We start from the raw sequence: 19,937 nt of genomic DNA on the forward strand, positions 1-19,937 counted from the left end.
AACTATATAATGGCAATTGATTTCAAAGATACATTTTCCTTGATGCAAGCTGTGGAACGAATGAAAACTCCGGCAAGTTTCTTGCTTGATACTTTCTTCCCACAAGTTCCAGCAGTTGCAACTTCTAAAAAAATCGCAGTAGAAACTCGTAAACGTGGTCGCACATTAGCACCTTTCGTATCTCGTGGTGCATCTGGCGTTAATGTTAAACGTGCAGGATCTAAAATTGCTTTATACGAAGCACCTATGATGGGCCCTCGTACAGTTATTGACCCAGAACAACTTGATCAACGTGCATTTGCTGAAAACATTGTGTCTACAATGACACCTGCACAACGTGCCGCACAAATGCAAGCTGAAGATTTGTCTTACTTACAAGGCACAATTATTAATCGTAAAAATAAAATGGCAGCCGATTTGCTTACTACTGGTAAATGCAAAATCGAAGGCTATGCTGACGATGGTGAAACAGTTCAAGTTGATGAAATTGATTTCGAATTTGAACAAGACATTACACCTACTACTACTTGGGACCAAGCGGGTGCTGACATTTATGGCGACTTGAAAATGGCGTCCGAAAAAATTCAAGAAAACGCAGGTATCGTTCCAACTGTGTTAGTCGTTGGTAAAAACGTTGAAAAATACATTCTTGATAATGCATCCATCAACAAAATGTTAGCAATTCCTAATCGCGAAAACATGTCTATGTTCAGTTTTGCTCCTGAATACTTGTCTCCACAAGTTCGATATGTTGGCCGTATCATGTCTTTGAATATTGATGTGTACGCATACCTTGAAACATATCAAGATGATGAAGGTAAAGTAAAATCCTTTATTGGTGATGATGCAGCAGTATTAGGTGTTCCTGGCCGTGGCCGTCAACAACATGCAGCAGTAACATTGCTCAACGATGACAATCAATTCACAACATATGCAGGCATTTATGTACCTTACTACTATGCTAATAAGGCTACACAAGAATTAACATTGTCTGTATACTCCCGTTGCGTATTGATTCCTGAAACTATCGACGATTGGGCTACTATTAAGACTAAATAGGGGGTAACCTACTTATGAAAATCAGAGTATTAAAGGGTTATTTAGCACATGAAGGCGAGATGTATGGCAAAGGCGAAGTAGTCGACATCAAAAAGGAAACGGTTGCGTTGTCCTTGCTTGAATCTGATAAGTTTGAATCTGCTGAAGATGATCCTATCGAAGTAACGGAACCATTGGAAGTCGTTCCAGATGAACCAGAAGAAGAAATGGAATTACCTGAAGTTGATGCGGAAGTTACGGTGAAAAAATAATGCGATTTAGAGATTACCTAGAAAGCGATATTGACGATGTATTCCTTAATGAAGACGAATTCGCCGAAGGGCATAATCTAAATGGCACAGTAGCTAAAGCGATTATCCAATCGCCAACGGCGAGGGAGTCATTCTTGTCGAATGGCTCTCACGTATCAAATGACGGATTACACGGGGTGTCTGTATTTGTGCATTGCAAATTAAAGGACATCCCTGAAATTCCATCACAGGGAAACGTATTCCGATTAGATGATGATGTGTACATCGTTCAAAGTGCAACGGAAGAAGATGGGCTCGTGTCTATCGAACTTAGAGCAGAAGCTAGAGGCGGTGTTGACGGATGGTTGAGCTAGAACTTGATAAAAGTGCAGTGAAAACAATTGAAAAAGCACTGGAAACATTAAAAGAAGATAGAGTTCGACGTGTCTGCCAAGCCGCATCTAAGCGTGCTGCAACAACCGCAAGAAAAGCAGGTACGCAAGCACTACGTAATATCTACGCCATTAAAGGTGTATCGGTCGTAAAGTCTGGTGTATCTATTAATAAATTGAATGATGGCACAGAAATGCGTGTCAAAGGTGGTTATACTAGCGCTCAAAAGTACTTTAAGATTAAATCGCTTAAACGAAAAGGTGTGTTTGTGTCTATTAAAAAAGGTACAGAAACAAAGGTACCAAATGGCTTTGTTAGTGCATCTGGTATATTCATGAAACGCCAAGGCAAGGACCGATACCCATTAAAAGGGATATATGGACCAGCCTTACCGCAAATGTTTGGTAATGAAACTGTTATGAATGCCATGCAAAAAGAAGGCATGGAAATGTATGAAAAGCGCCTATATCACGAATTAGAGCGTGCGTTAGGAGGTAACTAATGACACCATTAGATGTATCAGACGGCATTGCCGCCTATCTCATGGATGAGTTGCGCAAGCTAAATGAAACAAGTGATGTTACCACGAGCCCTATTCGAGTATGGAGCGGGTTCTTACCAAGGGTGGATAAGAATGAAGATAAGCGCAAGTTATGTCCAGCGGTAGTAGTGCATCCGTATTCTGTTAGTGATGCGGATAGTTCGACGGTAGGTATTACTGTATTGGTAACTACTTATGACGAGGCCTTAACAAAAGGTCATGTCGGACTATATCACCTCTTAGAGGTAGTGCGTGAGCGGTTACTATCTGATAATCCAGTAGCGCTTAAATATGAAATTAAGGAGAATACCGTTAATACAACAATTCCTGATGATCAACCATACCCTCAATGGGTTGGATATCTTGAATTTGAAGTGTACATTCCAGTTATTCGTAGAAATCTTAACAAGATATTTACGGATAATAAAGTAATTGAATAGGAGACAACGATGAACCCTGTTGTATATGTTGGGCCTTCGTTCCGCAGTAGCCGGTTAAATCAATTCATGGTATTTAGCGACGGTGCACCACTGCCGGAAGCGGAAGACCCTATTTTTATGCATTTATTCGTGCCTCTGGACGAACTCAACCAAGCAATGATTGATGTGAGAACACAAGGCACACAATTAAATGTATTCTATGTTAACGCATTGAAGAATTATAAAGGAGTGAAGTAAATGGCCTTTTATCATGGCGTCAAAACAAGTGAGCAAGCTACCTCTGTAATTGCTCCTGTCCAAACTACTGCCGGCCTTCCAATTGTGTTCGGTACTGCACCTGTACACCTTACAGAAGACCCTAGCGCAGTAATTAATAAGCCAATCATCTGTTATAGCTGGGAAGAAGCTGTTCAACAACTTGGCTATTCTGAAGATTGGACACATTTCACATTGTGTGAAGCAATGTACGCACAATTCAAATTGTATGGCGTAGCTCCAATCGTATTTGTTAACGTATTGGATCCTGCTAAACATAAGAAATCCACTACAACAACTGCTACATTGACAGAAAAGAAATGCATTGTAAAAGCTGCAGTATTGCTTAACACATTGCAAGTATCTAGTGGCGGTCAAACAGGTGTGGCCAACACAGATTACACGGCGGCATTTGATGACAAAAATCAATTAATCATCTCTGTTATCAAAGGTGGTAAGTTCGATTCCGCAAGTACATTGGACCTCACATACGATGAACTCGATGTAGAAAACTTCGATTATAAAAACGTAATCGGCGGTGTAGATAGTAATGAAAAAGCAACAGGCTTTGAATTGATTGATACAATCTATCATCATTTCGGTATTGTACCTGGTCTTATTGCTGCACCTGGATTCTCTCAACATCCTACAGTCGCTTCCGTGATGAAAGCAAAATCTCGTGTTATTAATAACTTGTTTGGTGCGACTACTTTGGTAGATATCGATACTACACAAGTTGTTAAATACACAGATGCTTACGAATGGAAGAAAGGTAATAGCTATACAGGTGAATCTGAAGTCGTATGTTGGCCGATGGTTCGCAATGGCGATTATATGTTCCATATGTCTACGCACATCATGGGCATTATTGGCAAATGTGATGCATCCAATAGCGATATTCCTACGTTATCCCCTTCCAATAAGTCTATGAATATCACAGGCTTGTGCTTAGCTAATGGTAAGGAAGTAATGCTTACGCATTCGCAAGCAAACTTATTGAACTCTCAAGGTATTATGACGGCCGTTAATATCAATGGTTGGGTATCTTGGGGTAACTATACAGGTGCATATCCTGGCACAACTGATGTTAAGGATACATTCATTTGTGTACGCCGGTTCAATGATTGGGATGACCAAACATTCATCTTAACCTATTGGCAAAAAGTGGATATGCCTATCTTGCCTCGTAATATAAAGACAATTCTTGATAGTGAAACAATCCGTCTTAACGGTCTTACTTCTCGTGGCTTTATCTTGGGCGGTCGTATTGAATTCAAAGAAGCAGAAAACCCTACAACAGATTTGTTGAATGGTATTATTCGCTTCCATAAATACCGTACACCTCCAATTCCAGCGCAAGAAATTGAAAGCATTTCTGAATACGATGTTTCCTATTTCAAAACGCTATTTCAAACAGTATAGAAAGGGGTAATTAATCATGGCATCTATCAATCAAGTGCCGGAAGTACTTAATGACTTCCGTGTATACGAAGAAGGCTCTGACAACTGTTTAGGTGTTGCCAAAGTGGAATTACCTAGTGAATCTGTAATGACTCAAACTGTAAAAGGTGTGGGCATTGCAGGTGAAGTAGAAGCGCCAGTTATTGGACACTACTCCTCTATGGAAACAAAACTTACTTGGAACACTCCAACAGAAACTACACACCGCCTTACGGGTGGTCGTGGCGTACGCTTAGAAGTACGTGGTGCTATCCAATGTTGGGATAGTGGCAAAGATAAATATGTAATCGTGCCTACACGTGCTGTTATTCGTGGCCGTGCTAAATCTAAAGAAAATGGCACATATGAATCTGGCAATACTATCGATGCAACGAACACAATCGAAACTACATACTTGAAACTCGAACAAGATGGCAAGGTAGTTCGTGAAATCGATAAATACGCCTATAAAGATTCTATTTCTGATGGCACCGACTTCCTTGGCGATGTTCGTGCTGCACTCGGTATTTAGTCTGTAGAAAGGACGATCACTAATGAGTAAACATAACACTATGAACGAAACACATGAACAAACAGGTATTGAATTAGTAAAAGCTGGTCATTCCTTACAATTTGAAGGCATCAGCGGGTACACATTAATTAAATGCGAAAAGTCCGCTAAGGGTGAAGATAAAACTATTACAGTTCCGGCATTATCCATGACGTATCAAGCACATGTAGCAGCTGCTGTATGCGGATGTAAAGTGGATGATATTTATAGTCTCCCGGCTGCCGATTTCACTAGAGTGTGCTTAGAGGTACAGAATTTTTTGCTCAATTCCGAAAAATAACAGACCTAGAACGGTATTTTACTGAGTGTGCAATTACGTGTAGTAAATACACTAGCACACCGATGGACTACTTCATTAGAGAGCTAGACGTGGATGAGTTCATAGTCCACGTTCGGCTCATTAGTGATAGTATCGAGCGCGAGAATAAAACAATGAAAGGGAGAAAATAATGGCCAATAAAGTCTTAGAAATGGCGATTGCCATTAAAGGTAAACTCGATGGCGGGTTATCTTCCTCCGTATCAAAAGCATCTCAGGAACTCAATAAATTATCTAATGTAATCAAAGATCAACAGGCGCAATATAGAAAACTACAAGCTATATCGCAAAAGACTGGTAATGTTAGCGATAGGAACGCAGCAATTGCAGCTGAGCAAAAGCTGAATTCTATGTTACAACGGCAAGCCCGGTTACGGTCTAATATCGCAAGTCAGACGGCGCATCAAAATGCAATCAGTAAAATGGGTGGTGCAAGTCCTTTAGCAGGTGCTGCATCAGCTGCGCAAGGTGCTAGTGCTGCGGTAAGTGGTATTACAGGAAAGCTTGCAAGTTTAGCTATGGTTGCCGCCGGTGGGTTTGGTATTGGTGCCATTATAGATAATGTAGTAAATGCTGGCGAAGCACTTTATCAATTGTCTAATAAATTACATATGACAACCGCTGAAACGGCACAATTTAAGAAGATTATGACATTAAGTGGTGTTGATGTAGAAGCGGCCGCAAAGTCTTTCGCTAAAATGGATAAGACTTTGGCTGGTGGCGGTAAAAGTGCTGAAGCTTTGCAAGGATATCTCAGTCAATTTGGTGTATCCTTAACCGATGCCAATGGCAAGTTATTGCCTATGAATCAACAGTTGGATGCAATGGCTAAAGGTTACCAAAATGCGGTAGCACAAGGCCGGGGACAAGAATTCATGCTTGAAACGCTAGGTGCAAAAGGCATGGAGCTTACTAAAGTATTTGAGAACTATGCAGATGCACAAGCGGCCGCATCACAAATCAAAGGCGTCGGAATAGATCCTAAATCACTCCATGAAATATGGCTACAAATGAACATCTTGAAAGCGGAAGCTACGCAAGTTGCATTAGGGTTGGCACAAGCCTTTATACCGATTGCTCAGCAAATATTACCGGCACTAATACCGGTATTGCAAGCTGTTGTAACCTTCATGAAGGATAATAAGGAAGCTATTGCCGCCGTAGTCACTAATGGATTGAAATTAGCCTTACTGTATGGTACGGCTACAAAACTAGCATCAGGTATTACTACAATTACCACGGCATTTAAAGGTGTAGAAACGGCAACGGGTGCATTTAAAGCAGCGGGTGCATTAATAGGTGGTCCATGGGTAATCGCTATCATGGCGATTATTGCGGTGATATACCTATTAGTAACTAATTGGGATACTATCTGTGCCACGTTAACATCTGTTTGGGATAGTGTATGTTCTGGATTGAGTTCAATATGGGATAGCGTATGTTCTGCTTTAAGTTCCGCATGGAGCGCCATTATATCCGGTATTATGGCTGTAATTAATGGGTTCTTATCATTAGGCCTTAGCGCATTTAATGCATTGAAAGCGGCAATAATTGCTTATGTAAATCTATGGTTAAACCTACCAACATATATTGGTATGGCCGTAGGATTCATAATAGGCATTATTTTGCGATTACCAGAGATAGCGGTACAAGTTGGTACTGCTGTTATATCTGCCGTTGTATCATTCGCTACTGAATGTTATAACTTCGCAGTTACTACATTTAGTGCTATGGTCGATGATATCTACAACTTCTTAATTAACTTACCTATGTACATGATCACTTTGGGCGCTGAGTTTGTAGCGGAGGTTATTTCGTTTGCCTCTGAGGCATATGCTACGGCCACATCATGGATTAGTAGTTTGGTTAATGATGTTATTAATTTCATCATGAATTTACCAAGTGCATGTGCTGATGCGGGAGCCGGTTTCGTAGCTGCCGCAGGCCAATGGGCAAGTGATGCCTATAATGCGGTATTAGACTGGATTAAACAAATTCCTAGTGCTGTATCTAATGCAATTTCAGGCGCATGGGATAGCATTAAGGCTCAATTTAGTGGTGGCTTTACTGTAGGTGTTCAAGCTGCAGGCGGTAATGCGTATGCTAATGGTGGTGTGATTACATCTCCGGAAGTCGCATTGATTGGTGAAGCTGGATATCCTGAAGTAATTGTACCTATTGATGGTAGTGCTAATGCTATGAACCTATGGCAAACGGCCGGACGAATGTTAGGTGTGAGTGGTGCGCAGTCAGCTGTAGCGCCTACTGTATCATTAGCACCTAGCGTGCCTGTTGCATCCTCATCTAGTAGTAGTGGGGCACCTGTACAGATTACATTTGCACCAGTTATAAATGCTGGTAATGGTTCAACTGATGATATTATGTCGGCATTGGATGCTAAAATGCGAGAATTTGAACAAATGATGCGTAGCTATACCGCCGGACAACGGAGGTTAAGTTATGACTAGTTATACAACAATACAAGGGGATATGTGGGATTTAATCGCTTATAAGGTGTATGGCAACGAACGATACATTAATCTATTGTTAGAAGCAAACCAAAAACATCGTAATACGGCGATATTTTCCGCTGGTGTTGTGTTAACATGCCCAGATGTTCCTGCTGATTCCTTGCCTGAATTCTTACCACCATGGAGGCGATAGTATATGAGCTTACAAAAGAGCCTAGCTAAGGTCCAGAAATGGAAGAAAGATTTAACGCCACAAACGAAGTTAGCACGGCGGGCATGGTGTACGATTGGTTACCAACATTGGGGGAGTAAGGAGTCAAAGGACATCACCGACGATATTAGTAAATACCTTCTTGATGTAACTTTCACAGATAACCTTTCAGGAACTGTAGATGACGTGGCTATCTCACTAGAAGATAGGGGCCGTCTATGGGTCGGCGATTGGTACCCTGTGAAAGGGTCATTACTAGAAGTGGCAATTAATACCGTAGCATGGGAGAAATTAGGGGATGAACAATTTACGTTGCCAATCGGCAAATTTGAAATTGATGAATTCGAGGGCAGTAGTCTTCCTGATGTAGTTAAAATCAAAGGTGTCGCTATTATCGGTAGTACTGACTTGCGGGAGAAAAAGAAAGACAAATCGTGGAAAACTACAACGCTTAAAGCGATTGCTACCGAGAAAGCAAAAGATAATAAATTAAAGCTAGTATGGGATGCGGATTTTGACCCACCGTTAAAAGATGCATCACAAAGTGCTGAATCAGACCTCGCATTCTTGCAGAAACTATGCAATGATGCGGGGTTTTCTCTTAAGGTATCCACTGAACAGTTGATTATATTCGATGATTACAAATACGAAAACGTGAAGCCTAAAGTTATAATTCGTAGACCAGGTGGCCAATATCAACCTGTACAGACGAAGGAAGGCGAGCAACCGCCTTTGATTATTACTAGAGCCTTATCTTATTCGTACAAAAGTAAAACTCGTGAAGTATATCGAGCATGCCATGTGAAATATACAGATAAGGATAAGAAATCCGTTATCGAGGATACATTCGAAGATCCTGACCGTAAGGGTCACACGTACCTTGCTGTATTAGAGGTTAATGAACAGGTTAAAGATAAGGCTGAGGCAAAGAGATTGGCTAAAAAGAAGCTAAGAGAAGCCAATAAAGAAGCCGATACAATGTCTTTTAGTTTTCCTGGCAATCCTCTTATTATGGCATCGGTTACGGTTAATCTCGAAGGATTTGGGGTGTTCGATGGTAATTATTTAATTACTAAAGCAACGCATACATTAGGGGCCAATTATTCAACGTCGATTGATGTAAGGAGGTGTTTAAATGGCTACTGACATATTATCCACATTAGTGGATATGATATTTATTGGAAATGTTTCAAGTACAATTCCTGAAGAAGGTAAAGCCGTTGTTACACGCCTAGACAGAGAAGGTGTTGTAACGGCGCCATTATCTGTCATTAATCGAGGTGCAGCACATGATAAGGACTATTGGATGCCGGCTATTGATGACCAGGTATTGTGCATTATGTTGCCTAATCGGTCCGGACGTGGGTTTTCCGATGGATTCATTATTGGCACATTCTTTAGTAGTGCGGATCCGACTCCAGGCGGTGCGGATAATGGTAAACGTGTGCTTACTGTTCCTGGAGATATGACTCTTAATGTTGGAGGTACTTTATCAATTAATTCAAGCGGTGGGGATGTAGTGGTCAATGGTATTTCCTTAGTTCATCATGTGCATGGCGGTGTAGTGTCTGGTGGTTCTACAACATCAGGACCAGAATAGGAGGTATAGATGTATATCGGTTATTTGGCGGATATAGTATTTTATACCGCATTAGATAATGTTCTTACTGTATCGGATGTAACGCGTTCAGGTAGTGCTCGATGGGAAAAGCACAATTTGATGTTAGAAAAGCCTGTCAAACAATTTAGCGGACCTGATGTGGAACAAATTACATGTAAGATTCTTATTTCTGCATCACTTGGACAATCTCCAGATAGTACTGTTAAGAAATTGCGAAATTATCGCGATATGGGGGCTGTATTACCGTTTATTATCGGTGGTAAACCTGTTAGTCAAAACTACTTTGTCATCATGTCTATGAGCGAGGATAGCTTATTCACGGATGCATACGGTAAGACTCAATCTATTGAGGTTTCTCTAACTCTTGAGGAATATTCGGATAATAATACAGTAGAAGAAAAGTCCATGCTAAATCAATATGGTCAGAAGTTCAATAAAGTTAATACGATATTGAGGAGGTTCTAGCCATGTCAGCAACGTATGAAATTAAACCAGTAACTGACAATAGGATATCGCTAGCACCTGAAAGTGAAGTCGCTGAGATTTTGCAGAATGTGCAAACGATTATTTCTACTGTTCGTGGTAGCGTGCCACTAGATAGGGAGTTTGGTATTGATGGTCGCATTATTGATATGCCTATCCATCAGGCGCAAGCTCATCTATCTAACGACATATTCCAACAAATTAAACGGTATGAACCACGTGCCAAAATTAGTGATATATCATTTACCGCCACACAAAATGGGGCGTTGATTCCGAAAGTGATGGTGACTGTATGAGATTATCTGATTTACCTAATGTTGAGTTTTTTAACACAGATAAAGAACACGTTCAACAGAAGGTATTTGATATTTACACAACAATAACAGGGCGAACCTTGGGAGAGGGCGATCCTGTTACTTTATTTTTAAATGTAATTTCGGAAATTATTATCCGATTATTGAACGATGCAAATTATGCAGCTAAACAAAATCTATTAGCCTATGCAGAAGGCGATAACTTGGACCATGTTGGAGCTGTTCCTGCTGCTGTTGAGCGATTAAAGGCAACGAAAGCGACTACAACAATTCAAGCAACATTGTCAGCAGTGCGCACGAACTCTGTCATTATTCCAAAGTGGACTAGAATATCAACTGGAAGTGGCGAATATTTTGCTACTGTTGAGGATTTGGTTATTCTACCAGGTCAACTTAATGGATCCGTAAAAGCAGAAGCACAAATTGCCGGGGCGCGAGGCAATGGGTTTAAGCCGGGCGAGATAAGTACAATTATTGATCCTATAGCTTATGTGGATACGATGCGTAATATAACTCTATCTGAAGGTGGTTCTGATACAGAGGACGACGAATCGTATCGCGAACGTATTCATGAGGCTCCAGAATCGTTCTCTGTGGCAGGCCCTGAAGGGGCGTATGAGTATTTTACAAAGTCCGCGTCGCACCTTGTGGCAGATGTAGGCGTATCTTCTCCACGTCCAGGTGAGGTTAATATTTATCCCTTATTAGCAGGAGGAGGACTTCCTGGGCAAGAATTGCTCACGACTATTACGGATTATTTATCTGATAAGAAACGTAGGCCTCTGACTGATAAGCTAACTGTATTAGCACCTACTACTACGCAATATAACATCGACGCTAAGTATTACATTGAAAAAGGCGCCGATGCAACGGTGGTAAAAGCTAAGGCAGATAAAGCAGTTAATGACTATGTTATATGGCAAAAGTCAAAATTGGGCCGTGATATAGTACCCAGTCGATTGGTTCAAATGCTCATGGATGTATCCGGAATTAAACGCGTTGAAGTAACGGCACCTATATTTACCCCGATTGCAGAACAAAGCGGCGTGGCAGTAGCCAATACAATCGCTGTAGCGCTCGCAGGAAGTGAGGAAGAATGATACTTGATAGCAAGTATACTAGTGCGGAGCATCTTCCGTCCTCAATCGATAGGGAACCAGTTAAGTCCCTTGCTAAAACGTGGGATGATATGCTGGCCGAATTTATGAATACGAATACTCTGCTATTATGGTCGTCTATTGATACTGAACCAGAGAGTGTAATTGATCATTTAGCGTATCAATTACACGTGGATGACTATGATAGTGGGTTACCGATAGAGACTAAACGTGAAATGGTGAAGAACTCAATTGATATTCACCGCCATAAGGGCACGCCGTATGCTGTTGAAAAGGCCGTACAGACTATATATTCTGATTCAAAAACCGAAGAATGGTTTGAATATGGCGGGAAACCGTATTATTTCAAGGTTACGCTAATCACAGCCCCATTAAGAGGCGAAACAGATATAGCTAAGCTTGTACGTGCTATTAATGCGGCTAAAAATGTACGGTCCTGGCTAGATGGTATTGAATTCATTCGACGAATTAACTTCAATAAGTATTTTGCCGGATGGTGCGGTGTATCTAGGAAAGTGAATATCAAGTGTGATTTCACGAATGCATGGCGCATTAATTTGAATACCCATGTAACGTCTTATACTGTTGAATCGAAGAAAACTAAGATTAATGTAGTGCTAGATAATAGCGTTAGATAGGAGGAATATATGGCAGAATGGTCAAATGCAACCATGACTGATGTTGGCGCGAATTTGCAAGCGAAGGTGAATGCAGGCAAAACTAAGCTGACATTCACTAAAATCAAAGTAGGTAGTGGTGTTAATTCAACGAATCCATTGGCATTAACTGATGTAATCTCCTCTAAGTGGGAAACTACTAATTTTGTAGTTAAGCTAGAAGGTAAAATTGTAAGTGTTGATACAGTTATAACTAATACTGGTATACATGAAGCTTTCCGAATGTCTGAAATTGGGTTATTTGCACAAGATCCTGATAAAGGCGAAATATTGTATGCATACCTTACGGACCCTGAACCGGACAGAATGCCGGCAGAAAGTGGCTCGGTAGTTGTATCTCAAGAATTAACAATCGGAATGGTATTTAGTAATACAGGAAATGTATCGCTAACTGTTAATATGGGTGCGTTGGTAACACGTGAGCAGTTAACAGAAGCAGTTAAACAACATAACACAGATATTTCATCTCATCCAGCGATTACAGCTATGATTGCCAAAATCCTCGGTGCAACTAACTGGCAAGAAAATCCAGTTGCTACATTGAAGGATATAAAAAATCTTATCGGGCAAGGTGCTATCGTGGCATCTAAACTCGATGCCAATGCTGGTTTCGTAAAATTTGCGAATGGTTTCACTATCCAGTGGGGAGTGGGTGGTCAAGATAACGTAACTAAGACAGAGGTACGATTTCCTATCAAATTTACAACTTTATTCATGGCGAACGCTATAGATGCGTACTGGTCAGGCTCTGACACGCCTAGGTATTTCGCTAACTCCGTGTCAGAGAGCAACGCAACTAAGGCCGTATTTTCGGCAAGTGATAGATATGCTGCTTCTTATTACTGGTTCGCACTAGGAATAATCTAATTTCCTAGGATAATGAACATAATCTGATCACCGACACCTTTGGATATTAAGCCTTCCCTACGACCATCCAAACAAAACTACCTGTGTCCACTCTGTTGGTTAAGAATCGGATGGTGTTTCTATTAGCTTGAGAAAACCCACTGTTCCAAGTAATAAAACATTCTGATCCAGAAGTAGCAACACTAACAGAGTCATCAGTGGCTAAGGCAATTAGTACAGTGCTGCTAATCGGCAGCGAAATATCTTTATAGTATTTATTGGAATCAAACCAAGTTAATCCCCACTGGGGAGTTATTTTAATAATTCTATGGCTTTTCGTAGCTCACGAATAGTCTTATGTGTGTATACCCTGGTGGTAATATCGCCTTGTTTGTGGCCTAGTAAAGAACGTAATGTGTTGGGCGGTGCTACCGAGTCAAGTAAACTTGCAAATGTATGACGAGTATCGTGGATAGTATGCTTACAATTTAACTGTTTCATAATATCCTTGAAATTCTTATGGAATGTTGTGTAACTGATGGTGAATAGATATGCTTCGGTGCTGGTGTATACTTGCTCTATTAGTGGCATGATGCGGTGATGTATAGGAATGATACGGCCTTCACCGGCTTTCGTTTTAGCGTGTCTTACGATGAGGTATGACGATCGCCTATGGATATCTTGCCTACGTAAGTTAAGTAGCTCGCCGATACGGAGCCCGGTGTAGAGCAACATTAAAATCATTTGGGAATAAGAATTATCTATCGCCCATAATTTGTTGATTTGTTGGCGAGTGAATACTCTTCTTTTAATCATTGGTATATTGGGCCCTAGATTTAAGTGTGAGGCGTAATTAGTGATAGGGTAATCTTGGATGATTGCGTAATTAAATAATTGATTAAGTAACGTGCGGACTTTCTTACATGATGAGTAAGAAAGTCCTTTTACGTGCATGGAATTAATCACATTTTGAAGGTGCTGAAAATGAATATCCGTGATAGGCATATCCGCTATGTTGGATATGTGTTTAAAAGCAATATGGTAAGACTTAACGACACTCTTAGTAATAGCTTGTGAGTGAATAGGCAACCACTCGTTAAATAGTTGCCTTAATGTAATGGTATTGCGTTGTCTACGTTTTAGTATAACGGCGTAACGGCGCATAATTTCACCTCCGAAAGGATGCTACTATGAATCAATATGTATTTATTTTAAATGACAAAGGGGAGCGTATTACATCCCTGTGTGATAACACGTTGAGCCGTGATGATATTATGGCGCAAGCTGAACACGATTATCCAAATGCACAATATGTGTATTCTGCAGATGGTGACAGTATGCTAGATGAATTTATGAGCGGTAAATTGTATGTAAACGGAAAATTTATTGAGCCTGATCCGTATGTTCCTACAAAGGAAGATAAGATTAACGCTATAAAAGCTGAATATGAACCCCGCTTCAAAACGCTAGAAGAAGCGCAACGTAGATTGCTACTTATGGGAAAACCTACTAATGCAATTAGCACTCAATATATCAAGTTGAATAACGAAATGGTCGCACGAATTAAGGAGGTGCAATAATATGCCTAAATATATCGGTGATAGCAAAGTTCCTGTTATGGAATTCTGTGAGTACTGCTGGGAAGTACTCAACGATGACGGTACATGTCCAACAGAAGGATGCGTGCACAATGATTTAATGGCTTTAGATGAAGAATCATAAGGGCATGGGGGAGTGAATGGATATTCTTAATGATATTTTAATCATGCTCATCAGTGGTATATCGCATGAACATATAGTCAGTATGGGGGTAGTGATTATTTTAACCACTACATTGTTATTTGTGGACACAATACAGCGGATTGCTGCAGAAGTGTTGCGGTATAACAAAGATAATCACAGGCCTAATAATCCTATTACACTACTAACAACATTGACCTGGTATGGATGGGGAAAAGGTAGGTATATCGATGAAACTACCGGTGAACGGCGTAGATATTTAATGAGTGAGCGCCTTAGAGGTGATCTATTAAAGAAACTATGCATACAATATCCGGCATGGATGATACTATCCATTGTATTTATTTCATTACCTGATATCCCAATACCAAACACCAATCTATTCTTAGACCATATATTCTCTTATGCATTTATGCTGATACCATTCTTCGCTGAGTGTTGGTCTATTATTGAAAACCTACGTGAAATGGTTGAAGATGACCTAATTGATATAGGAAAAATATTTCAATATACGATTGAAATCATAAAGGCATGGAGGGGTAATGGATAAGCTAGCGATTATTAACCGCATTAAGCGGTCATATAAGTCCATTCGAATAGCTGGCATACGGCCAACAGGTGTATTAGCAACGAGGGCATTGGTCCTCGTCATGCTAGTACCGATGATATTAGTCGTTGCCCAGTATGTGCTATCGACGATTAAGGGGTATGTATCCCCTGAAGAGAATCAGCTTATCGATAAGGGTATTCTTATAATTGACCATATATTCGTACCATCAGTGCTTATGACCATTGTTGGATTGTGTGGCATGTTCATCGATAAGAACCATAACGGGATTCCAGATAAGCTTGAGGAACCAAATACATTGCCTATGAACAGACCTGGCATACAACAATTAGAGGATGATATTAACCATGACGAGAGGGGGAAATAAATGTTTAGACAAATTACAATGGACGAGTTAAAAGACCTAGCGCTAGATGCCTATGGCCAAATTGAAAAGGCGTACTATCATTGGACAGGGGTAAAAGGTGGTAAGCACTTCACAGATTACCATATCAACATCGACCGAGCAGGTACAATGTGGACCGATATAGAGGCCTTAACCGATTATAAGGAACACACCTATATGCGCAATAGTAACGCTGTAGGCATTGCCATTGAAGCGTGTTGGGATGCAGTCAGTGAAAATAACCTAGGTAGTGAACCACCAACAAAAGAACAGTTGGCCACTATGACACAAATTATGGCGGTGCTTACTATTAATGCAGGTGTGCCACTTGACCTACAACATCAGATGACGCACGCCGAAGCAGCAGATAATCGGGACGGATTGGACCTCTATTATTTAGATCCGACGGGCTATCCAAATAATACGTACGGCCCAGACTCCAACGTTGACCGATGGGACCTCTTGGTGTGCCATGAGGGCGACGAACGATGGAGTGGTGGTGACTGGTTACGTGGCACCGCTCGATGGTGGGGTGCTCAGTGGGGTAGTACAATTTAGGAAGGAGTTACCATGTATGAAACTATCAAGAACAAAGTTATATCTGCGTTTACTCTTAAGCGTGTTATTTGTGGTGTGCTTAGCATTATTTCCATCTATTTCGCATGCAGCCTCATCGGAGGGTACCTCGACACAAGAGCCGACTATCAGCGTACCCGTGAGCAGTTGGAACGAACTCAAAGGGCGCTTGATGAAAGCAGAAAGCTCAATCAACAACTCCGAGAAAGCATTGCAGCAAGCCAACAGCTTAACCGCGACGCAGGGAACAGCATTAACAGAATTGAAGATTATCAACGAAGAACGGACGAAGGAATTGAACGCGCTCAAAGCAATCAACGAGAAACAGGGGCAAGAATTAACGAAAGCCTCCAATCTCTTGACAACGCAAGAAGCGAAATTGAACGAAGCCTCGACCTCATTAGAAGAATTGACAGAACAAATCAAACGCAACAAACGAACCGAACAGCGCCTTAAACGGCAACGTGACACATGGGCCGTGGTAAGCGGTGTATTTGGATTGGCAGGTGCAATTCGTCGATGACTGAGAGGTGATCCATACATCTCCTGAGCATGAGCAGGTGGACTCATGGATTGACTATATAAAAGACCTTACCAGGATATAACTTGGTAAGGTCTTTTTTTTATATTTAATTTATTGCATACAATCTAAAAATATGGTGTAATTAGGGTAATAATAGGAGGTGGGAGTAATGCTGAAAATTCTTAATTGTAATCCACATTTTATGAGGGACCCAGTGCCCGTGTCGAACTATGCTGAAGCGTGGGACGTAATATGTTCCATGCAAAGGGAATTAGGTCAAGGGATACTTGCTGTTGACAGAGAGGCTTGGGAAGTTTTGGGATTAGCTGAGCATTTCCCTGAATTTGTTTGGAAAGAAAATGTAAAGGCGGTATACATTAATAGCGATAAATCGTTACTGATTCCTGCCCCAAGGAGATATTGTAGATCTAATGTTTTGAAGCTTATCAAATTCTTTGGACTCCACTATTCTATCCGAGAAATATAAATGTATATATGACATCATTTTGACATCATATTATATAAAAATATAGTGAAATATAAATAGATACGCTAGTAATCGAGCTAGATATTTGCTGTATTTATAAGTTTTGTGTGTGAACTTTAAATGCCACGCCATCTTGAGGGGGTGGTGAGCTAACGCTCGTGCGGGTTCAAGTCCCGCCAACCGCACCAAGCTAATAAAATAAGGGTTTACAGGTAATTCTGTAAGCCCTTATTTTTATTTATGTAGATATTATAGGTATCTATATCATCACATTCCTCCGACACAGCGTTGGCATGTGGTAAATCGCAGTAAATCAAATTTACAACCAATAGTAACACTCTTCCTTGTGTATTATTTTGAAAGCGCTTTTTTGCTTTCTTTTCTTATTTGTTGGATGCTTTTAGTCGGTGTTTCTAAATCTTCAGGCATGGTACCGCCTAATTCTTTGATAGTTTGACGTACCTTTGCCCCAACGTCATGATGAATTTTATTAGCGTTTTCTTTTCCTTTTATTCCTTCCCGGCGCAATTTTTCATCAGTTTGTGTAGATCGGAATAGATTAGCAGCAAGTTCGGTACTACCCATATGATCTAAAATCTTCTGAGATTTTTTTAGACCTTTTTTAGCGTGAATTTGCTTTACGCCCAAACCTCCATATAAACCCTTATAGCCTTCGTTTTGAAAAATAGCATAATCTTTAGGTTCTTTTATACCTGCTTGGTTAGCAGCTTCAGCTAAAGATATATTATGCTCTTTAATATCTTGTCGGATTTGTAAACGTAAGCTATCTTCTTTTTGTAATTCTAATTGCTCTTGCTCGTGAGTTTTCACAGCAAAATAGGTTTGAGCTAATGCAATTACCTCTTTACGAGGATTGCCATTCATAGCAATTAAGTAACAAGCATATCTAGAGAGTACTATATCTTGTATACTACGTTGTAAGTTAGCCCCAACATCTACCAATTTGTTGACGTCAACAAATTCGGATTGAACTGCATGACCACTGGTTTCACAAGCACTTTTAGCCTTTTCAATAATTTTACTAAAATTTCTCCATTCTGAGTATTCGAGTATTTCTTGTAAATCTCGAGCATACCAATACTCATTGCCATCATCATCTATTTGTTTAATTGATTCAAAAGGGGACTGATAAGTATTGTCTGCATTGCTAGGACTCTCTTCAGGGAAAAAGAAAAACATATAAACCTCCTGTTATCTATATATCTTACTTATTTTTATGTCTAGATTTTATAAATTCTATGTAGTTTACCACTTCTTGCATTTCCTCTTTAGAGATCTCTCTTGATGCGGAAAACAATAAACGCATTTCTGGGCGTGTGTGCAATATTTCAGCATACTCTGCAGCTTCTTTATCTTGGTAGTATTGCTCATCGTCTTTATCCCAGCCCATTATCACTGCAGGCGATATATTAAAAACCCTTGCTAATCCTTCGATTTTATCAGAGGGAATATTTGTAATAATATTATTCTCATATTTATATAATGTTTGTTTTGAAACACCGATTTTTTCACCGACTTCTTCTAGAGTCATCTTATTGTTAATTCTGAGATTTTTAATTCTATCTCCTTTATTAGTAGTCATGGGTTTACCTCGCTCTTAATAGTCTCCTTATGAGTTAATATTACACTGTCTTAACTTTGTGGGCAACATTTTTGTAAAAAATATTTACAAAAATAACTTGATAGGTTACTATTGCTAAATTGTTCTATAAGCAACTTAAAAAGTTATAAATAGAAAAAGGAGGCGATATATTGATTGATGTAAATAAGTTAAAAGGAGCAATTGTAAGTGCTGGGAAAATACAAAATGAAGTAGCTAAGGCGCTCGGAATTACACCTAAAACATTCTTTTTAAAATTAAAAAAGGAGTGTTTGGGCTGATGAGATTGAAGTTATGATTGACTACCTTTCAATTGGAGCTCCTTTGTCTATTTTTCGTGCAAAGAATGCAACTTAATAAGTTACAAAAAATGAAGTGATACAAATGAAACAAGAAACAGGAAAAGTAAAATGCCCCAAATGTAATATAGAAGTGATAGGTGGAAATTTCTGTGAACATTGTGGGGCAAAATTATAAGCTATATGTGATTGTTGGGTAGTAAAGAAAAAATATAATTGTGGTTTTGATAAATGCAAAGGTTATAAGTTGTTAATTGAATGTATCAAGGGAAAAGAATATTTCTAATACCTTCAGATATAGCATCAGAAATAAGTCTTTTAGCTAAAGAACTGATTTCAGAAGGAAGCTTATTAAACAATAATTTTAATTGTAAAGCGGATACCTCTGATTGAGGAGTTTCAGAAAAAATAACTGGTAAGTAGGACATAAAATGTTTTTTTTCTTCTTCTGTTAATTGGTCCTGCATGTCTAGAAGTTTAGAAATCGAATTTATTTTTTCTTCTGTCCATGGGAATGGATATCCACAATGATGACAGTATTTAGGGGGTGTATAGGTTGAAAAGCTAATAACACCAGGAACATCATATTCACCACGAATAGGGGTATTACAGTTTGGACAAGAAGTTATAGTTTCAGCTCTACATTCAGGACAGAAATTAGATAGGTGAGCAGAGTTATGAATATTAGATGTAATAACATGACCATTTTTACAAACTTGCGCAGTTCGATAAGTACCCATTATAATCACC

Annotated in this window: 30 protein-coding genes; 26 read left to right on the plus strand and 4 right to left on the minus strand. The window is 39.8% G+C overall.

Annotated elements, in window-relative coordinates; all coding sequences use genetic code 11:
• Positions 1–9: 9 nt before the first annotated feature.
• The 18 genes from B1A77_RS04920 (at position 10) to B1A77_RS05005 (ending at position 13,009) form a co-directional block, all read left to right on the plus strand.
• Positions 10–1,059, plus strand: a complete 1,050-nt coding sequence (locus B1A77_RS04920; RefSeq protein ID WP_077708151.1) for a major capsid protein — start codon at positions 10–12, stop codon at positions 1,057–1,059.
• A 14-nt stretch (positions 1,060–1,073) separates the two neighbouring features.
• Positions 1,074–1,310 (plus strand): hypothetical protein, encoded by a 237-nt coding sequence (locus B1A77_RS04925; RefSeq protein WP_077708152.1) that lies wholly within the window; start codon positions 1,074–1,076, stop codon positions 1,308–1,310.
• Positions 1,310–1,663, plus strand: a complete 354-nt coding sequence (locus tag B1A77_RS04930) for a hypothetical protein (RefSeq protein WP_077708647.1) — start codon at positions 1,310–1,312, stop codon at positions 1,661–1,663. The genes B1A77_RS04925 and B1A77_RS04930 overlap by 1 nt, the downstream gene beginning before the upstream one ends.
• Positions 1,651–2,184, plus strand: a complete 534-nt coding sequence (locus B1A77_RS04935; protein WP_077708153.1) for a hypothetical protein — start codon at positions 1,651–1,653, stop codon at positions 2,182–2,184. The genes B1A77_RS04930 and B1A77_RS04935 overlap by 13 nt, the downstream gene beginning before the upstream one ends.
• A complete protein-coding gene (locus B1A77_RS04940; protein ID WP_077708154.1) occupies positions 2,184–2,663 on the plus strand; it encodes a hypothetical protein in 480 nt (159 codons plus the stop codon). The genes B1A77_RS04935 and B1A77_RS04940 overlap by 1 nt, the downstream gene beginning before the upstream one ends.
• A 9-nt stretch (positions 2,664–2,672) precedes the next feature.
• On the plus strand, positions 2,673–2,900 hold the full coding sequence (locus B1A77_RS04945; RefSeq protein WP_077708155.1) for a hypothetical protein: 228 nt from the start codon (positions 2,673–2,675) through the stop codon (positions 2,898–2,900).
• A complete protein-coding gene (locus B1A77_RS04950) occupies positions 2,901–4,340 on the plus strand; it encodes a phage tail sheath family protein (RefSeq protein ID WP_077708156.1) in 1,440 nt (479 codons plus the stop codon).
• Between the two features lie 16 nt (positions 4,341–4,356).
• Positions 4,357–4,890 carry a phage major tail tube protein gene (locus B1A77_RS04955; RefSeq protein WP_038125816.1) on the plus strand — a complete coding sequence of 178 codons (534 nt, stop codon included), beginning with the start codon at positions 4,357–4,359 and terminating at the stop codon, positions 4,888–4,890.
• A 22-nt stretch (positions 4,891–4,912) separates the two neighbouring features.
• Positions 4,913–5,209: a hypothetical protein gene (locus B1A77_RS04960; protein WP_077708157.1), complete on the plus strand. Its 297-nt coding sequence runs from the start codon at positions 4,913–4,915 to the stop codon at positions 5,207–5,209.
• A gap of 169 nt (positions 5,210–5,378) precedes the next feature.
• Entirely contained in the window at positions 5,379–7,715 is a 2,337-nt protein-coding gene (locus tag B1A77_RS04965) for a phage tail tape measure protein (protein WP_077708158.1), read from the plus strand.
• Positions 7,708–7,911 (plus strand): tail protein X, encoded by a 204-nt coding sequence (locus B1A77_RS04970; RefSeq protein WP_060924349.1) that lies wholly within the window; start codon positions 7,708–7,710, stop codon positions 7,909–7,911. The genes B1A77_RS04965 and B1A77_RS04970 overlap by 8 nt, the downstream gene beginning before the upstream one ends.
• Positions 7,912–7,914: 3 nt before the next feature.
• Positions 7,915–9,075, plus strand: a complete 1,161-nt coding sequence (locus B1A77_RS04975; protein WP_077708159.1) for a phage late control D family protein — start codon at positions 7,915–7,917, stop codon at positions 9,073–9,075.
• Entirely contained in the window at positions 9,065–9,529 is a 465-nt protein-coding gene (locus B1A77_RS04980; RefSeq protein WP_077708160.1) for a baseplate assembly protein, read from the plus strand. The genes B1A77_RS04975 and B1A77_RS04980 overlap by 11 nt, the downstream gene beginning before the upstream one ends.
• A gap of 9 nt (positions 9,530–9,538) precedes the next feature.
• On the plus strand, positions 9,539–10,015 hold the full coding sequence (locus tag B1A77_RS04985; protein ID WP_077708161.1) for a phage tail protein: 477 nt from the start codon (positions 9,539–9,541) through the stop codon (positions 10,013–10,015).
• A gap of 2 nt (positions 10,016–10,017) precedes the next feature.
• A complete protein-coding gene (locus B1A77_RS04990; protein WP_077708162.1) occupies positions 10,018–10,329 on the plus strand; it encodes a GPW/gp25 family protein in 312 nt (103 codons plus the stop codon).
• Complete coding sequence (locus B1A77_RS04995) at positions 10,326–11,447, plus strand: baseplate assembly protein (protein WP_077708163.1); 1,122 nt, start codon at positions 10,326–10,328, stop codon at positions 11,445–11,447. The genes B1A77_RS04990 and B1A77_RS04995 overlap by 4 nt, the downstream gene beginning before the upstream one ends.
• Positions 11,444–12,103 carry a phage tail protein I gene (locus B1A77_RS05000; RefSeq protein ID WP_077708164.1) on the plus strand — a complete coding sequence of 220 codons (660 nt, stop codon included), beginning with the start codon at positions 11,444–11,446 and terminating at the stop codon, positions 12,101–12,103. Before B1A77_RS04995 ends, B1A77_RS05000 begins: the two co-directional genes overlap by 4 nt.
• 9 nt (positions 12,104–12,112) lie before the next feature.
• The gene (locus B1A77_RS05005; protein WP_077708165.1) at positions 12,113–13,009 is read left to right on the plus strand and encodes a gp53-like domain-containing protein; all 897 of its coding nucleotides are present in this window, start codon (positions 12,113–12,115) and stop codon (positions 13,007–13,009) included.
• A gap of 291 nt (positions 13,010–13,300) precedes the next feature.
• Here the strand turns inward: B1A77_RS05005 and B1A77_RS05010 are convergent, their stop codons facing one another.
• On the minus strand, positions 13,301–14,152 hold the full coding sequence (locus B1A77_RS05010) for a tyrosine-type recombinase/integrase (protein WP_077708166.1): 852 nt from the start codon (positions 14,150–14,152) through the stop codon (positions 13,301–13,303).
• Between the two features lie 26 nt (positions 14,153–14,178).
• Between B1A77_RS05010 and B1A77_RS05015 the strand changes: the two genes are divergently transcribed.
• The 7 genes from B1A77_RS05015 to B1A77_RS05040 all read left to right on the plus strand — a co-directional run bounded on the left by B1A77_RS05015 (position 14,179) and on the right by B1A77_RS05040 (position 17,267).
• On the plus strand, positions 14,179–14,568 hold the full coding sequence (locus B1A77_RS05015; protein ID WP_077708167.1) for a hypothetical protein: 390 nt from the start codon (positions 14,179–14,181) through the stop codon (positions 14,566–14,568).
• Between the two features lies 1 nt (position 14,569).
• On the plus strand, positions 14,570–14,710 hold the full coding sequence (locus B1A77_RS10160; protein ID WP_174892239.1) for a hypothetical protein: 141 nt from the start codon (positions 14,570–14,572) through the stop codon (positions 14,708–14,710).
• Between the two features lie 16 nt (positions 14,711–14,726).
• Positions 14,727–15,278, plus strand: coding sequence for a hypothetical protein (locus B1A77_RS05020; protein ID WP_077708168.1), 552 nt, complete (start codon positions 14,727–14,729; stop codon positions 15,276–15,278).
• Complete coding sequence (locus B1A77_RS05025) at positions 15,271–15,663, plus strand: hypothetical protein (RefSeq protein ID WP_077708169.1); 393 nt, start codon at positions 15,271–15,273, stop codon at positions 15,661–15,663. The genes B1A77_RS05020 and B1A77_RS05025 overlap by 8 nt, the downstream gene beginning before the upstream one ends.
• A complete protein-coding gene (locus tag B1A77_RS05030) occupies positions 15,664–16,239 on the plus strand; it encodes an N-acetylmuramoyl-L-alanine amidase (protein WP_077708170.1) in 576 nt (191 codons plus the stop codon).
• Positions 16,240–16,255: 16 nt separating this feature from the next.
• Positions 16,256–16,780 carry a hypothetical protein gene (locus B1A77_RS05035; protein WP_229055800.1) on the plus strand — a complete coding sequence of 175 codons (525 nt, stop codon included), beginning with the start codon at positions 16,256–16,258 and terminating at the stop codon, positions 16,778–16,780.
• Positions 16,781–16,949: 169 nt separating this feature from the next.
• Complete coding sequence (locus B1A77_RS05040; protein WP_077708171.1) at positions 16,950–17,267, plus strand: hypothetical protein; 318 nt, start codon at positions 16,950–16,952, stop codon at positions 17,265–17,267.
• Between the two features lie 351 nt (positions 17,268–17,618).
• Here B1A77_RS05040 and dinD read toward each other — a convergent pair whose 3' ends face one another.
• Both dinD and B1A77_RS05055 read right to left on the minus strand, forming a co-directional pair.
• Positions 17,619–18,467 (minus strand): DNA damage-inducible protein D, encoded by an 849-nt coding sequence (dinD, locus tag B1A77_RS05050; protein ID WP_077708172.1) that lies wholly within the window; start codon positions 18,465–18,467, stop codon positions 17,619–17,621.
• A 25-nt stretch (positions 18,468–18,492) separates the two neighbouring features.
• A complete protein-coding gene (locus B1A77_RS05055) occupies positions 18,493–18,870 on the minus strand; it encodes a helix-turn-helix domain-containing protein (RefSeq protein ID WP_077708173.1) in 378 nt (125 codons plus the stop codon).
• Positions 18,871–19,040: 170 nt separating this feature from the next.
• Between B1A77_RS05055 and B1A77_RS10260 the strand changes: the two genes are divergently transcribed.
• Positions 19,041–19,169 (plus strand): hypothetical protein, encoded by a 129-nt coding sequence (locus B1A77_RS10260; RefSeq protein ID WP_255401620.1) that lies wholly within the window; start codon positions 19,041–19,043, stop codon positions 19,167–19,169.
• A gap of 281 nt (positions 19,170–19,450) precedes the next feature.
• Here B1A77_RS10260 and B1A77_RS05070 read toward each other — a convergent pair whose 3' ends face one another.
• Positions 19,451–19,927 carry a DUF2321 domain-containing protein gene (locus tag B1A77_RS05070; RefSeq protein WP_077708174.1) on the minus strand — a complete coding sequence of 159 codons (477 nt, stop codon included), beginning with the start codon at positions 19,925–19,927 and terminating at the stop codon, positions 19,451–19,453.
• Positions 19,928–19,937 lie beyond the last annotated feature (10 nt).

It is taken from the genome of Veillonella parvula (assembly GCF_002005185.1).
GTDB classification, from domain to species: Bacteria; Bacillota; Negativicutes; order Veillonellales; family Veillonellaceae; genus Veillonella; species Veillonella parvula_M.